This is a genomic window from Gilliamella sp. Gris3-2 (assembly GCF_001690345.1).
Taxonomy (GTDB): domain Bacteria; phylum Pseudomonadota; class Gammaproteobacteria; order Enterobacterales; family Orbaceae; genus Gilliamella; species Gilliamella bombi.
Map to the genome: position 1 here is coordinate 83,413 of NZ_LZHB01000061.1, position 15,625 is coordinate 99,037.

Annotated in this window: 22 protein-coding genes and 1 pseudogene; 17 read left to right on the top strand and 6 right to left on the bottom strand. The window is 33.3% G+C overall.

The annotated features are described in order from the left end of the window. Positions 1-22: 22 nt before the first annotated feature. From A9G32_RS08445 to A9G32_RS08465, 5 genes are all read right to left on the bottom strand, one after another. On the bottom strand, positions 23-997 hold the full coding sequence (locus A9G32_RS08445) for a DUF7146 domain-containing protein (RefSeq protein WP_065590916.1): 975 nt from the start codon (positions 995-997) through the stop codon (positions 23-25). Further along, complete coding sequence (locus A9G32_RS08450; protein WP_065590915.1) at positions 994-2,559, bottom strand: DEAD/DEAH box helicase; 1,566 nt, start codon at positions 2,557-2,559, stop codon at positions 994-996. Before A9G32_RS08450 ends, A9G32_RS08445 begins: the two co-directional genes overlap by 4 nt. 2 nt (positions 2,560-2,561) lie before the next feature. After that, positions 2,562-2,909: a hypothetical protein gene (locus A9G32_RS08455; RefSeq protein WP_065590914.1), complete on the bottom strand. Its 348-nt coding sequence runs from the start codon at positions 2,907-2,909 to the stop codon at positions 2,562-2,564. A gap of 174 nt (positions 2,910-3,083) precedes the next feature. After that, on the bottom strand, positions 3,084-3,368 hold the full coding sequence (locus A9G32_RS08460; RefSeq protein ID WP_065590913.1) for a hypothetical protein: 285 nt from the start codon (positions 3,366-3,368) through the stop codon (positions 3,084-3,086). Then, positions 3,365-3,571 (bottom strand): helix-turn-helix domain-containing protein, encoded by a 207-nt coding sequence (locus tag A9G32_RS08465; RefSeq protein WP_065590912.1) that lies wholly within the window; start codon positions 3,569-3,571, stop codon positions 3,365-3,367. The genes A9G32_RS08460 and A9G32_RS08465 overlap by 4 nt, the downstream gene beginning before the upstream one ends. A gap of 112 nt (positions 3,572-3,683) precedes the next feature. Between A9G32_RS08465 and A9G32_RS08470 the strand changes: the two genes are divergently transcribed. The 11 genes from A9G32_RS08470 to A9G32_RS08520 all read left to right on the top strand — a co-directional run bounded on the left by A9G32_RS08470 (position 3,684) and on the right by A9G32_RS08520 (position 9,258). Continuing rightward, entirely contained in the window at positions 3,684-4,328 is a 645-nt protein-coding gene (locus A9G32_RS08470) for a LexA family protein (RefSeq protein ID WP_065590911.1), read from the top strand. A 39-nt stretch (positions 4,329-4,367) separates the two neighbouring features. Beyond that, positions 4,368-5,399, top strand: a complete 1,032-nt coding sequence (locus tag A9G32_RS08475) for a nucleoid-associated protein (protein WP_065590910.1) — start codon at positions 4,368-4,370, stop codon at positions 5,397-5,399. Further along, positions 5,400-6,383 carry a GTP pyrophosphokinase gene (locus A9G32_RS08480; protein ID WP_065590909.1) on the top strand — a complete coding sequence of 328 codons (984 nt, stop codon included), beginning with the start codon at positions 5,400-5,402 and terminating at the stop codon, positions 6,381-6,383. It abuts the gene before it with no gap. A 202-nt stretch (positions 6,384-6,585) separates the two neighbouring features. Then, positions 6,586-6,795, top strand: coding sequence for a hypothetical protein (locus A9G32_RS08485; protein WP_065590908.1), 210 nt, complete (start codon positions 6,586-6,588; stop codon positions 6,793-6,795). Between the two features lie 8 nt (positions 6,796-6,803). Beyond that, entirely contained in the window at positions 6,804-7,031 is a 228-nt protein-coding gene (locus A9G32_RS08490) for a hypothetical protein (protein ID WP_065590907.1), read from the top strand. Between the two features lie 2 nt (positions 7,032-7,033). Further along, positions 7,034-7,357 (top strand): hypothetical protein, encoded by a 324-nt coding sequence (locus A9G32_RS08495; RefSeq protein WP_065590906.1) that lies wholly within the window; start codon positions 7,034-7,036, stop codon positions 7,355-7,357. After that, positions 7,354-8,100 carry a KilA-N domain-containing protein gene (locus A9G32_RS08500; protein ID WP_065590905.1) on the top strand — a complete coding sequence of 249 codons (747 nt, stop codon included), beginning with the start codon at positions 7,354-7,356 and terminating at the stop codon, positions 8,098-8,100. Before A9G32_RS08495 ends, A9G32_RS08500 begins: the two co-directional genes overlap by 4 nt. A gap of 3 nt (positions 8,101-8,103) precedes the next feature. Then, positions 8,104-8,334: a hypothetical protein gene (locus A9G32_RS08505; RefSeq protein WP_065590904.1), complete on the top strand. Its 231-nt coding sequence runs from the start codon at positions 8,104-8,106 to the stop codon at positions 8,332-8,334. Further along, on the top strand, positions 8,327-8,530 hold the full coding sequence (locus tag A9G32_RS08510; RefSeq protein ID WP_065590903.1) for a hypothetical protein: 204 nt from the start codon (positions 8,327-8,329) through the stop codon (positions 8,528-8,530). The genes A9G32_RS08505 and A9G32_RS08510 overlap by 8 nt, the downstream gene beginning before the upstream one ends. A 56-nt stretch (positions 8,531-8,586) precedes the next feature. After that, the gene (locus tag A9G32_RS08515; RefSeq protein ID WP_065590902.1) at positions 8,587-8,982 is read left to right on the top strand and encodes a hypothetical protein; all 396 of its coding nucleotides are present in this window, start codon (positions 8,587-8,589) and stop codon (positions 8,980-8,982) included. 93 nt (positions 8,983-9,075) lie between these two features. Then, on the top strand, positions 9,076-9,258 hold the full coding sequence (locus A9G32_RS08520; RefSeq protein WP_065567557.1) for a helix-turn-helix transcriptional regulator: 183 nt from the start codon (positions 9,076-9,078) through the stop codon (positions 9,256-9,258). Here A9G32_RS08520 and A9G32_RS08525 read toward each other — a convergent pair. Then, the gene (locus A9G32_RS08525; RefSeq protein WP_065575174.1) at positions 9,242-10,411 is read right to left on the bottom strand and encodes a tyrosine-type recombinase/integrase; all 1,170 of its coding nucleotides are present in this window, start codon (positions 10,409-10,411) and stop codon (positions 9,242-9,244) included. The two genes, A9G32_RS08520 and A9G32_RS08525, sit on opposite strands and share 17 nt — an antisense overlap. A gap of 176 nt (positions 10,412-10,587) precedes the next feature. Between A9G32_RS08525 and sbcB the strand changes: the two genes are divergently transcribed. The 6 genes and pseudogenes from sbcB to A9G32_RS08555 all read left to right on the top strand — a co-directional run bounded on the left by sbcB (position 10,588) and on the right by A9G32_RS08555 (position 15,560). After that, entirely contained in the window at positions 10,588-12,033 is a 1,446-nt protein-coding gene (gene sbcB / locus A9G32_RS08530; protein ID WP_065590901.1) for an exodeoxyribonuclease I, read from the top strand. A gap of 87 nt (positions 12,034-12,120) precedes the next feature. After that, positions 12,121-12,576: a CidA/LrgA family protein gene (locus A9G32_RS08535; protein ID WP_081296801.1), complete on the top strand. Its 456-nt coding sequence runs from the start codon at positions 12,121-12,123 to the stop codon at positions 12,574-12,576. Then, positions 12,573-13,262, top strand: coding sequence for a CidB/LrgB family autolysis modulator (locus A9G32_RS08540; protein WP_065590900.1), 690 nt, complete (start codon positions 12,573-12,575; stop codon positions 13,260-13,262). The genes A9G32_RS08535 and A9G32_RS08540 overlap by 4 nt, the downstream gene beginning before the upstream one ends. 1 nt (position 13,263) lies before the next feature. Further along, positions 13,264-13,893: pseudogene (locus A9G32_RS08545) on the top strand (ElyC/SanA/YdcF family protein); the annotation flags it as partial. A gap of 180 nt (positions 13,894-14,073) precedes the next feature. Continuing rightward, positions 14,074-14,802, top strand: coding sequence for an arginine ABC transporter ATP-binding protein ArtP (gene artP / locus A9G32_RS08550; RefSeq protein WP_065590899.1), 729 nt, complete (start codon positions 14,074-14,076; stop codon positions 14,800-14,802). Positions 14,803-14,825: 23 nt separating this feature from the next. Beyond that, complete coding sequence (locus A9G32_RS08555) at positions 14,826-15,560, top strand: transporter substrate-binding domain-containing protein (RefSeq protein ID WP_065590898.1); 735 nt, start codon at positions 14,826-14,828, stop codon at positions 15,558-15,560. The last annotated feature ends 65 nt before the right edge of the window (positions 15,561-15,625 follow it).

A 15,625-nucleotide genomic window follows, 5' to 3' on the forward strand; every position in this document is an offset into this window, starting at 1 on the left:
TTTGTTATTTTATAAGTCACGCCTACTCCCCTTTTTTCTCTTTTAAACTCGCCCATTCATAAACTTTTAGCCCCTGGATCAGCACATCATTAAAATCACCTTTTTCTGGCCATCTAATCGTTACCTTTTCAACATCGTTATGTATCGATAAAAGGTTATTTCTAGCGCATTTAAATGCGGCTGATTGTCCTGTTAAATTCCAATCAGTATCAGCAAAAATCATCAGATGCTTAACGCCAAGTGGTGCTATAAATTTTTCTAAAAATGCCGCATTGATAGTAGACCATGTATGACATCTATAAATTTGATAGCATGACAAAGCTGTTTCTATCCCCTCAGCAATTCCAAGCGTTGACGAAACGGGAAATAATCGAATTGCTACCGACTTTGCATAAGTCAAATAATTTTCATCTTGTAAACTATTTAGCTTCTTGGGTGCGGTAATGTTTGCTTTACTGTCTCCATTTAATAACGTGCGATGCAGATAACACAGGTTTCCGTTAAGATCCGTTGCTAATGCATAAATAGCACTTAATGCAGTATTTCCCTTTCCCTCGCTTGGTGAATACTTTATGTTGCATACATTAGCTGGTAGCGTAATATGACGATTATTGAGGTATTTTTCTGCCTGAGTTCCTTTTAGTGATTCAAGATTATTAAATTTCTTAATAACCCTGTTCCTAAGCTCATTTATATTGCTTTTTAACTGTTTAGGTTGATTATTATTAGTGTATGAATTGCCGATCAGCAGATCGATTTCTTTCGCTAACGTTCTAAAATCTTTTTGCTGGGTTGTTTGCAATAGCTTCCAAATATCACCATTGCCACAACTACAAATCCAAGTCCCCTTATTATCTCTGTTATCCATGCGGTAATGATTTTTCTTACCGCACATAGGGCATTCACCACGATAATGCTTACCTCCAGTGATTGGAGGCAAATTATAATGCGCTAAAACAGCAGGAATGTGATACTTGATTGCGTCCACGGTTCTCATACTTGACCGCCCAATAATACTTCATCAGTTGCTAACGATAAGTCTTGCTGTATTTTTTGTGTTGATACCCCACGGCTTTTAGCGTATGCAATTTGTTTACTTAAAATAAAATTTCTTACCTCAGGACCAATTTCTTTTAAGCAATAATTCAACTTTCTTGGCCACACGCCAAACTTGCTTCGGTAAACATGAGCGCACCATCCATCGCTTAATGATTTATTTTTGGTTTGTGCTACTTGATGCTGATAAAACAAAATTTGAGACCACCAAGATTGCTTTTCTGATTGGCTATACTCAGTACGCTTACCTTTGTTAATTTTTTGAATGTTACGGGTTTCGTCTGTTTCAACATCTTCATTAGCTAATGGCTCATAACCGCATTTAGGGCATGTATAAACACCAATAGGCTTCATAAATTTACAAGACGGGCATTCCTTTGGCTTTTTCTCGGTAGTTTGGCGTTCTTGGATTTTATTTTCCTTCATACCATCATCCTTTGACGGTAATTTGTCATACTCAATATCATCAGGAAAACCTAAACGGTGAACTGTTCCGCTGTGGTCAAAAATAACGCACTTGTCTTTTCCCTCCGCTGTCCTAAGTCCCCTACCAATACACTGAACCCATTTGATTTCTGACTTCGTTGGACGGGCATAAATAACACATCGAACATCACTATCAAAACCAGCAACAAGTACACCAACATTGACAAGGATTTTAGTAATGCCCAACTCAAACCGTTCAATAATTAATTTACGCTCATCCTGTGGAGTGCTTGCCGTCATAACCTCAGCGTTAATCCCCGATTTTTTAAACTGGATAGTGACATAATTTGCGTGCTTAACATTGACGCAAAAGCAAACTGTTGGTAAGTCATTGCCGTGTTCTAGCCAGTTTTGTACTAAATCACCCACCAAATCAGCGCCGCACATAATTTCGCCTAGTTCATCTTCGTTGTAATCATTTCCCATTGCTGTGTTATGAGATTTAACACCTTTTAAGTTGGGTTTAGTTGGTGCATAGAATTCATAAGGGCTTAACTCGCCAAGTTGTATTAACTCTTTCATACTGGTTGGCTTTATGAGTTTTTCGTAATATTGCCCTAGGAATGTTGCAAAAGGTGTTCCTGATAACCCGATAACCTTTGCTGATGTTTCTTTGATGTATGCCAGTAACTTTTTGCGTTTTAAATGAGCTTCATCAATGATAATCAGATCGACATCAGCAGGAAGTTCACGGCGAATCAAAGTATCGGCACTGGCTATCTGAATCGGTTTTCTTGGGTCATATAGTTCGTGCTTTTGCCAAATCACAGAAATAAGATTTTCATCAATCCCGTATTGAACAAAACGAGCCATTGTTTGTTCAATCAAAACGGTGTACGGAGCGATAAATAACACGCGCATATTGTTATTAATAAAACCATCAGTTATGAATGCGGCAAGCCCCGTTTTACCGCTCCCTGTTGGGCTACTAACCATGAATGTGCGGTATCCCTTCCAGTTTTGACGAAGTTCAACAAGTCCCTTTTTTTGAGCGTGATTTGGAGTGATATTAAGCATGATTACCTTCTCGCTGAAACCACATCAATGCCTAACGTTTTGTGCTGAGATAAAAAACTATTTCTCAACAAAATAAAACCTTGCTCACCATGTTCACCTAGTGACTGAATACGCTCCAGTGAACGAATACGAGGGCTTTTGTTATCAAGCTCAATCCAGCAAGACTTACCGTTCTTACTTACCTTGAGGTTGATCTTTGCATTTTCCAAGAAAGGATGCTTCGCCTCCTTCTCAACCACATAACCATTTAGGTTCAACTTAGCAATCAATGCCGACATAAAAAACCGCTTATCCGATACCGTCGTCTTGTCAAACTGCTTGGCTAGTATTGCTATAATCTCAGCTTTCATTCATGCCCCTATATATATAATAATTAAGATCTATATAAATAATTCTTTCTTTGGAATAGTAATAAAATATATATACTCAGTAGTATTATTAAACTACCAAGCACCCCCGCCCTTACCCATCAAAAGCCGCTTCTCTCTCTTGATGAGTACCTCAAAACATGTTGAGGATTTTCGTTACAGTGTAACTATTGGCGGCTCACAGACCTGACAACTCATTACACTTGAATAACGTTTTACATATTTACGAAGCCTTGTATTGGCTTCTCTACGAGCTTTATTCTCCTTTTTATGTGCTATTGGCTCTTTTTTATATTCGGCTACAAATACATCTGTATATAAAGCAGACACCCTTTTCCGAACTCGCTGCGGTAGCTTAGATAGCATTTCCGCGATCCACTTTTCATCATCCTTGCAATAAGTTTCGGGTAAGCAATAATTAATATTTGTTTCATTATTCATTGCTTATTTTCATTTCCGTAATACAGCCATTCAACAGAACAACTCAGAGCCTTGGCTATTTCTACAATATTCCTTGGTTTTTTTATATTTCCTGATTCCAAATCACTAATTGATTGTTGTTTCATACCAACTAAATTAGCTAAAAAAGATTGACTTAGATTTAGTTCAATTCTCTTTTGTTTAATTCGTTCTCCAATACTCATATATAACCCTGCTTATTTAACAGTTGTTACTGTATTACATAACAGTTTATACTGTTTGTCAATTACAGATTTATCTGTATTATTTTTTCCATAACAATGAGGACTTTAAAAAATGAATAATCTTGGTCAACGAATTAGAGCTAGACGAGAAGAATTGAACTTAACGCAGGAACAAGTAGCTTCACAAGTTGGAATAAAACAACAATCTTATCAAGCGATTGAAAGTGGGGAAGTAAAAAAACCTCGCTATTTATATGAAATATCTGTTGCTCTTAAATGTGATATGGCGTGGTTATTAAGCGGAAAAGAGAAAGAAGTAAAAAATGTAGAGCCTATAGCGCTAAAGGCTCGCCAAGTACCTTTAATTAGTTATGTTCAAGCAGGAGTTTGGACTGAATCATGCGAATTAAGGGATTCAACAGGATTTGAATACATTATGACTTCATTGGAGTTATCAGATAAAGCATTTGCATTACAAATAAAAGGCGACTCAATGGAGCCAGAATTTAAAGAAGGTGATGTTGTTATCATAGATCCAGCTGTTAGACCTATTCCTGGTGAATTTGTTGTTGCAATGAACGGCGAATCAGAAGCTACGTTCAAGAAATATCGAGAGTTAGGATATGATGAACATGAAAGAATGCAATTTGAGCTAATTCCGTTAAATCCTGACTATACAACAATGAGTACACTAACCCAGCAAATAAGAATAGTTGGTACAATGGTTGAACACAGAATATTCAGACGCAAAAGATAACTAAAATAGAGATAAAATAAAAACTTGGAGCGAAATATAATGAATGTCAGTTTTGAAAACTTACAAATAAAAAAAATAATCACTCATGAAGTATTTAAACCAGAAAATAAAACTGTAAAGCAACCAAATGTTAGTGATTGTCTTACAACTCTTCCTATTGATGGTTTAAAAAATCTTCAAAATAGAATTATCAGGGTCATGGGTAAAGAATCAAAATCGATTAAGATGGACATAGCATTAAAATCAGATGATAGCTGTTATTATTATTCTTCAGAATGTTACCATGTTGAGGATGAAAAATTTATTACAGTATCTAAAAAAATAGCAGAAAGATATAGCACAGCTCATACAAGTGCTAAATGGCCTGGAGGATTGATAGTTGTTATTTCTGCAACAATAACTGCAATAAATATCCCGTGTATTTTTATAATAAAAGCTGATGAACAATCAGGATTTAGCAAAAAAATAGAAGAAAGTTCTGTTATGCTAACTTATTTACAAAATGTTTTTTTAACACCATCATCTAAATTATATAAAATTGGAGTTTTTATTAAAGACAAAGAATATGCTTATCTTTTTGATAGTAACATAAAGTCATTAAAAACAGAGTCTGCAGCCACATATTTTTACTCTAATTTTTTAGGTCTATCTCTTCCATCTGACAGTAAACAAAATACCAGAAAATTTTATGAATTAACTACTGAATTCATAAAACAAACAAATTTACCTGACTCTAAAAAAATTGAATTACAACAAGCTTTACATATTGAACTAAAAGTTTCTCAAAACACAGTCATAGAACCTTTAAAGTTTGCTGAAGATTTTTTCCCTAAAGAATTAAACCAAGATTATATTAATTACTTAAAAAATAAAGATTTCCCTACTATTTCTATAAGTAAAGATATAACGCTTATAAAAAATAAACTTAAAATTAGAAGGTTAGACTTTTCTACAAATGTTAAGATAACAGCTCCATCAGAATCTTTTAATGATTTAATAAAAATTGGTTTAAAAGATAATGAAGGATATACTACAATAAAAGTTAAAGGCGATCTAAGTAACCAAAACTAAATGGATCAGAATGAATTTAGGAAAAAATATGAATCAGAAATGCCCATGTTTAAAGCATGGGGTGATTTTGTTTTGTCTAGAATAGTAAATAAATTACCTGAAAATTTTGTAGAGAACGCAATAAAAATTCCGTTATACAGAGAAAATCATCCAAGATTAAAAGATATCAACTCATTATTAGCAAAAGCATTTATACGTAAAAAAAGAAATTATGAAGAAATAACAGACAAGATAGGTATTCGTTTTGTGGTTCTTCTTGAAAGCCATGTTATGGCATTAAAAAATATAATAGAAAATAGTCCTGATTGGTGCTACTCAAAAGATAGGGAATTGGATGATTGGAGGAAAAATGACCCTAGGATATTTGACTATAAATCCCTACATTATATTGTTTATTCTAAAAAAAATTTTAATTATGATGGAATATCAATAAACAAAGACACTCCATGTGAAATACAAGTTAGAACTCTATTACAACATGCTTATGCTGAAATGTCCCACGATAAGATTTACAAATCTATTACAAAAGATATACCAGCAGAAGTAAAAAGGTTAATGGCAAAAAGTATGGCCCTAATGGAAACAACAGATGAATTATTATCTAAAGCAGATGAAACGATTGATATATTCATATCTGAACTTAGTGGATCTTGGGTAGATGTAACCATAAAAATAGCTAACGAATTAACCAATGATAATTATGATGCAAAAGATAACTCTAATAATATTTATCTGCTAGAAGAATTAAAAGAATTACTTGATAAATATAGTATTGATGAATATATAAAATTTCTAACAGATAAACCCTATATATTTAATAAAATTGAAGAAAACCAGATGTTAATGGTTGAGTTTAAGCAGCTATTAACACCATTAATTTACTTTTTAGTTGAAAAAGAAAGTTATAATATAAAAGATTATGACGTTTATTCTCATAATGCAATGGAACAAATATTCAGCGATCTTGGCATCTCTTATTCCTAAACCCCCCACAACTTTAAAACACCTTATTGATTAAAAAATAATCGGTTAGATTAATTACAGTTAAAAATACAGTTTTAGCTGTTTACTTAATACAGTTTTAACTGTAACATTGCTTTTATCAACTTTATTTTAGTTTAATAACCATCATATCTGAATTAATTCAAATGGTTAATAAAAAATCAATCTCAATAAGGAGCTACTAATGAAGACTGCCTATTTATTAAATCACGAGTCACGAGAAAGAATTCAAGAAACGCTAATTCAAATGAAAGCTGTGGCGATGTTAATCAATGAAACAACATCCCCAGATTCCGACAATAGAAACGACCACGTTAACACTTGTGCGTGGATGATAGCAGATCGGTTAGAAGAGACATTAGAAGCTTTAGATAACTTACCAAGACAAAAATGAGGTAAAAAATGGACGACAAGAATGTATGTACTCAATTAACCGCTGATGAGCATGAAGAAATTGATTGCCAATTATTGCAGTTGAAAGGCGTTGTCGGGTTAATTCTAACAGTAACAAAACCAGACGGAGATTATGCCAATAATCAAATTAATAGCTCGGCGTGGTTGGTTGCTGATGTTATTGAAAACATAAGAAGTAAATTAGAAAAATTATCAAAACCTGTTGGGTGGGAGTAAAAATGAGTAATTTCAGCTTAGGATGTTTTTTAGATGAGCCATTTATATCTCTTTTGGTTAGTGAAGGGAAAAAGCCATTATTTAGTGCTCTTTTCTCAGCAAAAGAAATCCCTAATGTGATAAGGCAGTTAAATAATCGATGCATAAATGCTATCGAACCTTTAACCAAGATTCATAATCGATTTTTAGAAACGGGTGATCTCAATTGCATATATGAAGTATTTCCACAAATACTTGTGGATATCAGGAAAAAGGCAAAAAGTGGATCCCCTAAGACCGCCATCAAAGGGGAAAATCAAACCAACAACTTAGGAATGAAACCATGAAAAATAGTATCAAAAACAATTTATCTTGTCCAGTAATAGCTGGAATCTCAATTACGACCGATGAGCAAGGTCGATATAATCTTAATGCTTTGCATAAAGCCAGTGGGGGCAAAGATGCTAAAAGACCTAAAGCGTGGTTAGCCACAAAGTCTACTCAAGAACTTATTGAAGAGCTAAGGCAGAATTCTGCCTTCGGTCAAGAAATAATCACTGTCACAAAAGGCGGTATTAATCAAGGTACTTTCGCCCATGAACTTTTGGCCATTTCTTATGCCGGTTGGATCAGTCCAAAATTTCAGTTGACGGTTAACCAAGTATTTTTGGATTACAAAAAAGGCGAGCTTACACCTACCCCAAAAATTGATAACTCAGGGTTACCAGAATTAAGAAAAGCGAGAGCGATAAAAGAAGTTTATAACGTTGCTGAAAAATTATGTGGCCACTTATCTAATTTGAGTTCGCCATCAAAACAAGCTATCTATGCTAAGTTAATTAATCCAATCGCAGGTTCTGTTGTCCCCTATCCTATTCTAGATGGACAAACTTATTCAGCAAAAGAAGTCGGTGCACAACTGGGAATATCAGGTCACAAGGTGGGACTAATTGCTAATAAGTACAATTTGAAGACGGCGGAAAACGGCATCTTTGTGCTAGATAAAGCTGAACATTCAGATAAGCAAGTCACCAACTTTCGTTACAACGAAAACGGGATAAAAGCCATTAAATCATATATGGAGGTATAACCCATGTATAACCCAGTTAATTATTTATTCTCAACATCTGCCTCTAAAGAAGAATTAAGAGAAGTGCTTAGTATCGCAAATGACGGTATCGGCGCTATTGCTGACACGCTTCGTTGTGCCGATTTAACTACTGTGGATGATGAAACCATGAATCAATTCGGTTCTGCATTACTGATATTAAAAGGTGTTATAGAAAATGCTTTTATAAAAATGGAGGAATCAACCAATGAATAATCTTATGTTTACTGTTCACACTTGTTTTGAAAAATTTGTTGTTAAAAATAAGCTAGATTTTTCACTGGTGCGTGACCCAAATATTAAAGCTTTAAACAACTATGTTGAAAACGATACAGCACAAATCTTTGATGTGTTTGCGCAAGGGTTCCGTTCTGCTATTGAGTATCAATTAACACAAGGTAAAAGCGACTAATGGAAAAATACAAAATAACAAACTTGATGCGTACATGTTAAATAGGAGGCATAAAGATGAGCTTAACTAAAATGATTATTAACAGCGAATTAAATGAAGTTGCGGCAAATGCGGTAAGACAGCAATTTATATTGTTCGCAAAAAAGCATAACCCAAGTGCTGATTTTTCAGTTACAAATGATTCTAATTTACTTAATAACTTTTCTAATGAAGATATACGCAATCAATTCAGCTCATTTATAGCTGGTGCACTTTTAAATCAGTCAGCTTTAGCCGCTAACGCATTCGGCATTATTGCAGACGAGGTGCATACTGCACTTGATAGCTGGGATGAAGAAAGACTTGGTATGGCTAACGAAATGCTCTTTTTTATTAATGATCTTTATATTAAGTATTTCGGTGTTGGATTTATGAAGATTGTTGAGAAGAAACCATCAGAGTTAAATAAATAAACAATATCCCCCAATGGGGGAATACCCCTTTAATGAATTAACGCCAAATTTGGCGAAAAATACAGTATAAGTAAAAGTCTGGAGAAAAATAAAATGTATGACTTAATCGAAGAAAAAGAAATCATGCAAAAGTTTGGCATCAAAAGCAGGACAACAATTTATAATTTAACAAAAAATAAAGGTTTTCCTGCTGCTGTATTGAATTATCCAAAGCGATACAATAAAAAAGCGGTAATTGACTGGTTTAATAATGGCGGAATTAATCAACGTGTTTAATATGCCAAAGGATCTTATCAGCATATAATTCATATGCCTTTCTTTGATCTTCTAACCAATCATGTTTATTGTAAACAGCCATAACACCACCAAGTTCATGCCCTAACATCCTTTCTGTGATATGGGGCATAACTCCCTCCTCTGATAATCTAGTTGATAATGTCCTTCTAAAATCATGGGAGCTCCATTCTGGCATATCTAATTTTTCACGCAATCGTCTTACATACCTATTAGCTGCTGAAATTGTAATAGAGGTATTTAACGATGTTCCGGGAAACATTTTATCATTAAACATATTTTGTAATTTTTCAACCATTGGTCTAATTTGTTCAAAAATAGGTCTTCTTATTACGTTACCCATTTTGCTATGTTCCTTTGGAACTGTCCAAATCAATTCACCCATATCAAATTCATCAACAGAAGCAAGTCGTAATTCTGAATTTCTAGCCCCCCATAACATTAGCATTTGATGTAGAAGCTTATTTATTGTTGATGCCCTGCTATTTTCAATTGCTAGCCATATTTTTGCCAACTCTTTATATGTTAATACCCTATCACCAATTTCAGTTTTAACGCCTATATTTTTAGGGCTTAATTTCATTAACTCACATGAGTCTATAACTTGACGACTAATACACCAATTTATTGCAGATTTAGCCTGCACTAGTATTGTTCTGGCTCTTTTAAGATTAATTTGTTCTTGCTTTTCAAAAAAAGTGACCCAGTCACGCACAGGTATCTCATTAACTGGTATATCAGGAAATTGATTATAAAGATTTTTGCATACAACGGCTTGATATAGTGTGGCAGTTTTATCTCTAAGCGTTGATACATATTTTTCCATCCAATAATCAAGGCAAGCATTCAAAGTCATACCTGTATTGTTTGCTTGATTATGCTTTTTTGGGTCGATTCCTTTATTGTATAAGTCTCTCAGCTCACCGACCAAAATCCTAGCATCTTTAAGCGATAATGATGGGTAACGTCCTATTGTCATTCTTTGAGCTTTTCCGTTCCATCTATAACGAAATTGAAACGCAATTGTTCCTTTTTGTGATATTCTTACTCCCAAACCATCACCATCGGTTAACTCAGGCAACCCTGTGTAAGGTTTATTTAATATTGATTTTAATTTTGTATCACTTAATGCCATTTTATTTTCTACATTCTGTACACATATAAAAATATAATTATGTACTCAATCTGTACACATTTGCAAGTGAACAAATAAAAAACCGCTTAAATAGCTAAAAACAAAAATGAACAAAAATTTATTATATCTTATTGAATTTAAATAAATAAAAGAACAATTATGAGCAAAGAAGAACAATGAAAAATAACCAAGAACAGCCAACTTTTTACTTCCACGATTATGAAACATTTGGAACTCATCCTGCATTAGATCGCCCTGCTCAATTTGCTGGAATTCGAACTGATGAGAATTTTAATATTATTGAAGATCCTTTGGTTATATATTGTTGTCAAACTCAAGATTATCTACCCAATCCAGAAGCGGTACTAATTACTGGCATAACACCTCAAGAAGCTAATAACAAAGGAGTTTGTGAAGCTGAATTTACTCGACAAATTCATCAAACTTTTAGCAAACCTAATACTTGTATTTTAGGCTATAACAATATTCGTTTTGATGATGAAGTAACGCGTAATCTTTTATATCGTAATTTTTATGACCCTTATACTTATTGTTGGCAACACAACAATTCAAGATGGGATCTACTTGATGTAGTTCGTGCTTGTTATGCGCTAAGACCAGAAGGAATTATTTGGCCAACTAATGATGAAAACCTTCCAAGTTTTCGTTTAGAACATCTAACAAAAGCAAATAACATTAAACATGAACATGCACACGATGCAATGTCTGATGTTTATGCAACTATAGCAATGGCTAAATTAATAAAAGAAAAACAACCTAAACTGTTTAATTATTTTTTCTCATTACGTAAAAAAAATAAAGTTGCTGAACTTATTGATGTAGTTAATATGACACCAATAGTTCATGTATCAGGCATGTTAGGTAGCCATCGTGGTAATCTATCTTTAGTTTCACCTATAATTTGGCATCCAGTACAAAATAATGCCGCTGTTATTTGCGATTTAACTGGTAATATAGATCTCTTAATCGATCTCCCCGTTGAGCAAATAAAGGAAAGGCTCTACACCAAAACTGAAGATCTACAATTAGGTGAATCACGAATTCCTTTAAAATTGGTTCATACCAATAAATGTCCTATTATTGCACCATTAAAAACATTATTACCTGAAAATGCTAATCGGTTTAACATTGATATAGAGCAATGTTTAATAAACCAACATAAATTGTTAGAAAATCAAAATTTATTACAAAATAAAATGCAGTCTTTATTTAATATTGATAATAATAGTCCTATTAATACTATTAACGCTGATGTTGATTCTCAAATTTATGGAAAATTTCTAAATAACCAAGATAAGTTACGCTGCGAAACTATTCGAACAACTCCAATTCATCTATTAGATAGTTTATCATTAACGTTTGATGATCCTCGTTTACCAACACTGTTTTTTCGTTATAAAGCGCGAAATTACCCACAAACATTAACAGAGCATGAACAGATTATTTGGAAAGATTATTGTCGTGATAAACTCAACACCCCAAAAATTCAAGATTACTTATTAATATTAGAGCAATATGCTGAAACTTATATTCAGCAACCAGAAAAACTAGCATTAATTAAACAACTTTATCATTACTACCATTATTTAGTTGGTAATTAATTTTGACAAGCGTATCATATAGACAAATAACTTTATGTCACACTAGCAACGTCATAATTTATAATTAAGATTAATAGCATTTACGTTATGAAACATTTTCTAGCTAAGCACGCTACCATCAGACATAGACTATATTCTTTATACTATACACTTTTTAGTTATGGTCGTGGATTGGTCATATTAACTCTTTGTTTATGGGTTGGTAATATTATTTCTAAAATACTACCTATAATGATTCCTGGCAGTATTATTGGTTTATTGATCTTATTCTTCTTACTTGCATTTCAGTTAATTCCCACTTGCTGGATCAAAAATAGCTGTAATCTATTCATGCGTTACATGACATTGTTATTTATTCCTGCAGCAATGGGGATTATGGATAATTATTCACTTTTATTACAAAATTGGGTTCCGATTATATTTGGCTGTGTAGGTGGTTCTCTTATTGTATTGATTCTAACTGCATTTTTAACGGAACAATGTCATAAAGTCGCAGCAAAAAATTCAATTTCATCACCAAAAGGTGAGGTCAATCAGCCATGATATGGATGCTACCATTAACACTTTTTGTTTTCTTCATTATTAGAAAAATATCATTTAAAATAAAAAATCCGTTATTTAATCCCCTAGTAATTACGGTCATAGTATTAATTCCAATTTTACTGATAACAAACACTAGCTATACACAATACGTTGACAACGTACAAATCATTAATGACCTCTTGCCTTATTCTGTTATTGCTCTCGCCTATCCTTTATATGAACTTATTCCCCAAATTAAAGCTCGTTGGAAGTCAATAATGATTATTACTTTTACCGCATCGCTTGCTTCAATGATAACCGGTGTTTGTATTGTATTTTGGTTAGGTGGAAGTATTGAGATTGCTGCATCTGTGCTACCTAAATCTGTTACTACTGCCATTGCAGTAACAATTGCAAGTAATCAAGATGGTGTACCGTCAATAGCTGCATTATGCGTGATATTAGTTGGAACATTAGGCGGTATATTTGGACATCAAATATTAAATTTAGTAAAAATAAAATCAGCACCAGCAAGAGGATTAGCTATCGGTGCTGTTTCACATGCTGTCGGCACTGCCCGTTGTATTGAAGTTGATTATAACGAAGGTGCGTATAGTTCGTTATCATTAGTTTTATGTGGTGTTATGACCTCATTGACAGCACCTTTTTTATTTCCAATAATGGTATTTATTTTTAAGTGGCTTTAGCATGAAATTAAAAAAGCTTATTGCTTATATTGTTAGTTTCAGCTTGATTTCAATAACTGCTATTATAGGTTTAGATTATTGGATCAGCTATAAAACGGCTCCTTATATTTATCATGATGAAAACAAACTTCCTTACCGAACTATTGGTGTTGTACTTGGAACATCGAAATATGTTCGAGGAGGAGGCTTAAATGATTTTTATCGTAACCGTATTGATGGAGCAATTGATCTTTATTGGCAAAACAAAGTTGATTATTTATTATTAAGTGGTGATAACGCTCTTTTAAGCTACAATGAACCAATTACTATGAAGAAGGATTTGATAAAAGCTGGAATTCCTAGCGATGTGATCGTTTTGGATTATGCTGGTTTTAGAACTTTCGATTCGGTGGTTCGTGCCAATAAAGTATTTGATGCAAATAATTTTACTATTATCACTCAAGAGTTTCATTGCGAACGAGCTATTTTTATTGCCCTTGCACAAGACATACAAGCGCAATGTTTTGCTGTGCCCTCCCCTAAAAATATGAAGTTAGTCCGTATTCGCGAAATGTTTGCGCGTGTTAGTGCATTTATTGATCTTTATATTCTAAAAAAAGAACCTAGATATCTTGGTCCTGTAATTCCTATTTTATCTAATGCTCAATAACCATCCTAAATAACAAAAGATTATAAAAACTTTCAGGAAAGTGCATCTTTAAGTATAAAAACCAGACAAAAGAGGACTTGTCTAATAAATTAGATTGCATTTTTATGCAGAAAAAAGTAATATTTAATCAACTTTAGCATCAAGAAAAATGTATAACTAACAATGAATATTGAATTAAACCATATTAACTGTTTTTATGGTAAACATCAGGCCTTAAATGATGTTTCACTCTGCTATCCACTTGGTGAAACCATTGTATTACTTGGTCAAAGTGGAGCAGGAAAAAGCTCTTTATTAAAAGTTTTTAATTTACTTGAAATACCTAGTTCAGGGCAGATGACTATTGCTAACACTCATTTTGATTTTTCTGAAAAAATCAGTGAATCAACAATTAGACATCTCCGTAAAAATGTAGGCATGGTATTTCAAAACTATAATTTATGGCCGCATTTGACGGTACTAGAAAATTTGATTGAAGCACCTTGCCAAGTATTAAAGTTATCTAAAAAAGAAGCTTGCGATAAAGCAATGGCGATATTACAAAGATTGCAAATTGATGATATGGCACAACGCTACCCGCTTCACCTCTCAGGTGGACAACAGCAACGTGTCGCTATTGCTAGAGCGTTAATGATGGAACCTCAAATATTATTATTCGATGAACCTACAGCAGCATTAGATCCAGCAATTACATCGCAAATTGCCGAAATTATCAATGAGCTATCTCAAACAGGTATTACACAAATTATAGTTACGCATGAAGTTGATTTTGCACGCAAAATTGCTTCACAAGTAATTTATATGGAGCAAGGTAAAATTATTGAGCGAGGACAACTCGAATGTTTTGCTCATCCTAAAACTGAAGAGTTTAAAGCTTATTTGTCACATTAATTAAAATAAAATTAGGTGGATATATGAAAAAAACGTTACTAGCCATTTGTCTTGCAGGAACTGCTTTTGTAGCTCAAGCAGCAGACACCTTAACAATCGGAACAGAAGCAACTTATGCGCCTTTTGAATTTACTAATGAAAAAAATGAAATCATCGGCTTTGATATTGATGTGATTAATAAGATTTGTGATGAAATAAAAGTTTCATGCAAAATTGTCAATCAATCATTTGATGGTTTAATTCCTAGCTTAAAAACTCGTCGAATTGATGCCGCTATAGCCGGAATTGATATTACGCCAGAACGACAAAAACAAGTTGATTTTACTAAAATTTATTATGATGATAGCTCAATCCAATTTGTTACATTGAAAGATACGTTAACTAGTCTCGATCAACTAAAAGGTAAACGAGTTGGTCTACAAAAAGGAACAACTTATCCTAAATATTTAAGTGATAAATTCCCAGATATGAAAGCAGTTAGCTATGATAGTTATCAGTACGCTATTTTAGATTTAAAAGCGAAGAGAATTGATGCAATAGTTTCAAGCTCAATTGTAGCTGGAGAATGGCTAAGCAAAGAGGCAGATATTGTTGCTTTAAGCGATAAAATCACTGACCACGACTATTTTGGTGAAGGTTTAGGAATTGCTATCCGTAAGGGTAACGAAAAATTACTTAACCAATTTGATCAAGCAATAGATAAATTAAAAGCTAACGGTGAGTTAGATGCTATCTATAAAAAATGGTTTAATAAATAAACTATATTTTTAAATAAATATAACAATGATAATCTCGCCGCATTATCTTGCGGCGAATTTATTTT

Excerpts from the sequence above, each read along its gene's own strand:
- A9G32_RS08445 (WP_065590916.1), bottom strand. The coding sequence starts at position 997 with ATGAGAACCGTGGACGCAATCAAGTATCACATTCCTGCTGTTTTAGCG.
- A9G32_RS08450 (WP_065590915.1), bottom strand. The coding sequence starts at position 2,559 with ATGCTTAATATCACTCCAAATCACGCTCAAAAAAAGGGACTTGTTGAA.
- A9G32_RS08455 (WP_065590914.1), bottom strand. The coding sequence starts at position 2,909 with ATGAAAGCTGAGATTATAGCAATACTAGCCAAGCAGTTTGACAAGACG.
- A9G32_RS08460 (WP_065590913.1), bottom strand. The coding sequence starts at position 3,368 with ATGAATAATGAAACAAATATTAATTATTGCTTACCCGAAACTTATTGC.
- A9G32_RS08465 (WP_065590912.1), bottom strand. The coding sequence starts at position 3,571 with ATGAGTATTGGAGAACGAATTAAACAAAAGAGAATTGAACTAAATCTA.
- A9G32_RS08470 (WP_065590911.1), top strand. The coding sequence starts at position 3,684 with ATGAATAATCTTGGTCAACGAATTAGAGCTAGACGAGAAGAATTGAAC.
- A9G32_RS08475 (WP_065590910.1), top strand. The coding sequence starts at position 4,368 with ATGAATGTCAGTTTTGAAAACTTACAAATAAAAAAAATAATCACTCAT.
- A9G32_RS08480 (WP_065590909.1), top strand. The coding sequence starts at position 5,400 with ATGGATCAGAATGAATTTAGGAAAAAATATGAATCAGAAATGCCCATG.
- A9G32_RS08485 (WP_065590908.1), top strand. The coding sequence starts at position 6,586 with ATGAAGACTGCCTATTTATTAAATCACGAGTCACGAGAAAGAATTCAA.
- A9G32_RS08490 (WP_065590907.1), top strand. The coding sequence starts at position 6,804 with ATGGACGACAAGAATGTATGTACTCAATTAACCGCTGATGAGCATGAA.
- A9G32_RS08495 (WP_065590906.1), top strand. The coding sequence starts at position 7,034 with ATGAGTAATTTCAGCTTAGGATGTTTTTTAGATGAGCCATTTATATCT.
- A9G32_RS08500 (WP_065590905.1), top strand. The coding sequence starts at position 7,354 with ATGAAAAATAGTATCAAAAACAATTTATCTTGTCCAGTAATAGCTGGA.
- A9G32_RS08505 (WP_065590904.1), top strand. The coding sequence starts at position 8,104 with ATGTATAACCCAGTTAATTATTTATTCTCAACATCTGCCTCTAAAGAA.
- A9G32_RS08510 (WP_065590903.1), top strand. The coding sequence starts at position 8,327 with ATGAATAATCTTATGTTTACTGTTCACACTTGTTTTGAAAAATTTGTT.
- A9G32_RS08515 (WP_065590902.1), top strand. The coding sequence starts at position 8,587 with ATGAGCTTAACTAAAATGATTATTAACAGCGAATTAAATGAAGTTGCG.
- A9G32_RS08520 (WP_065567557.1), top strand. The coding sequence starts at position 9,076 with ATGTATGACTTAATCGAAGAAAAAGAAATCATGCAAAAGTTTGGCATC.
- A9G32_RS08525 (WP_065575174.1), bottom strand. The coding sequence starts at position 10,411 with ATGGCATTAAGTGATACAAAATTAAAATCAATATTAAATAAACCTTAC.
- sbcB (WP_065590901.1), top strand. The coding sequence starts at position 10,588 with ATGAAAAATAACCAAGAACAGCCAACTTTTTACTTCCACGATTATGAA.
- A9G32_RS08535 (WP_081296801.1), top strand. The coding sequence starts at position 12,121 with ATGAAACATTTTCTAGCTAAGCACGCTACCATCAGACATAGACTATAT.
- A9G32_RS08540 (WP_065590900.1), top strand. The coding sequence starts at position 12,573 with ATGATATGGATGCTACCATTAACACTTTTTGTTTTCTTCATTATTAGA.
- artP (WP_065590899.1), top strand. The coding sequence starts at position 14,074 with ATGAATATTGAATTAAACCATATTAACTGTTTTTATGGTAAACATCAG.
- A9G32_RS08555 (WP_065590898.1), top strand. The coding sequence starts at position 14,826 with ATGAAAAAAACGTTACTAGCCATTTGTCTTGCAGGAACTGCTTTTGTA.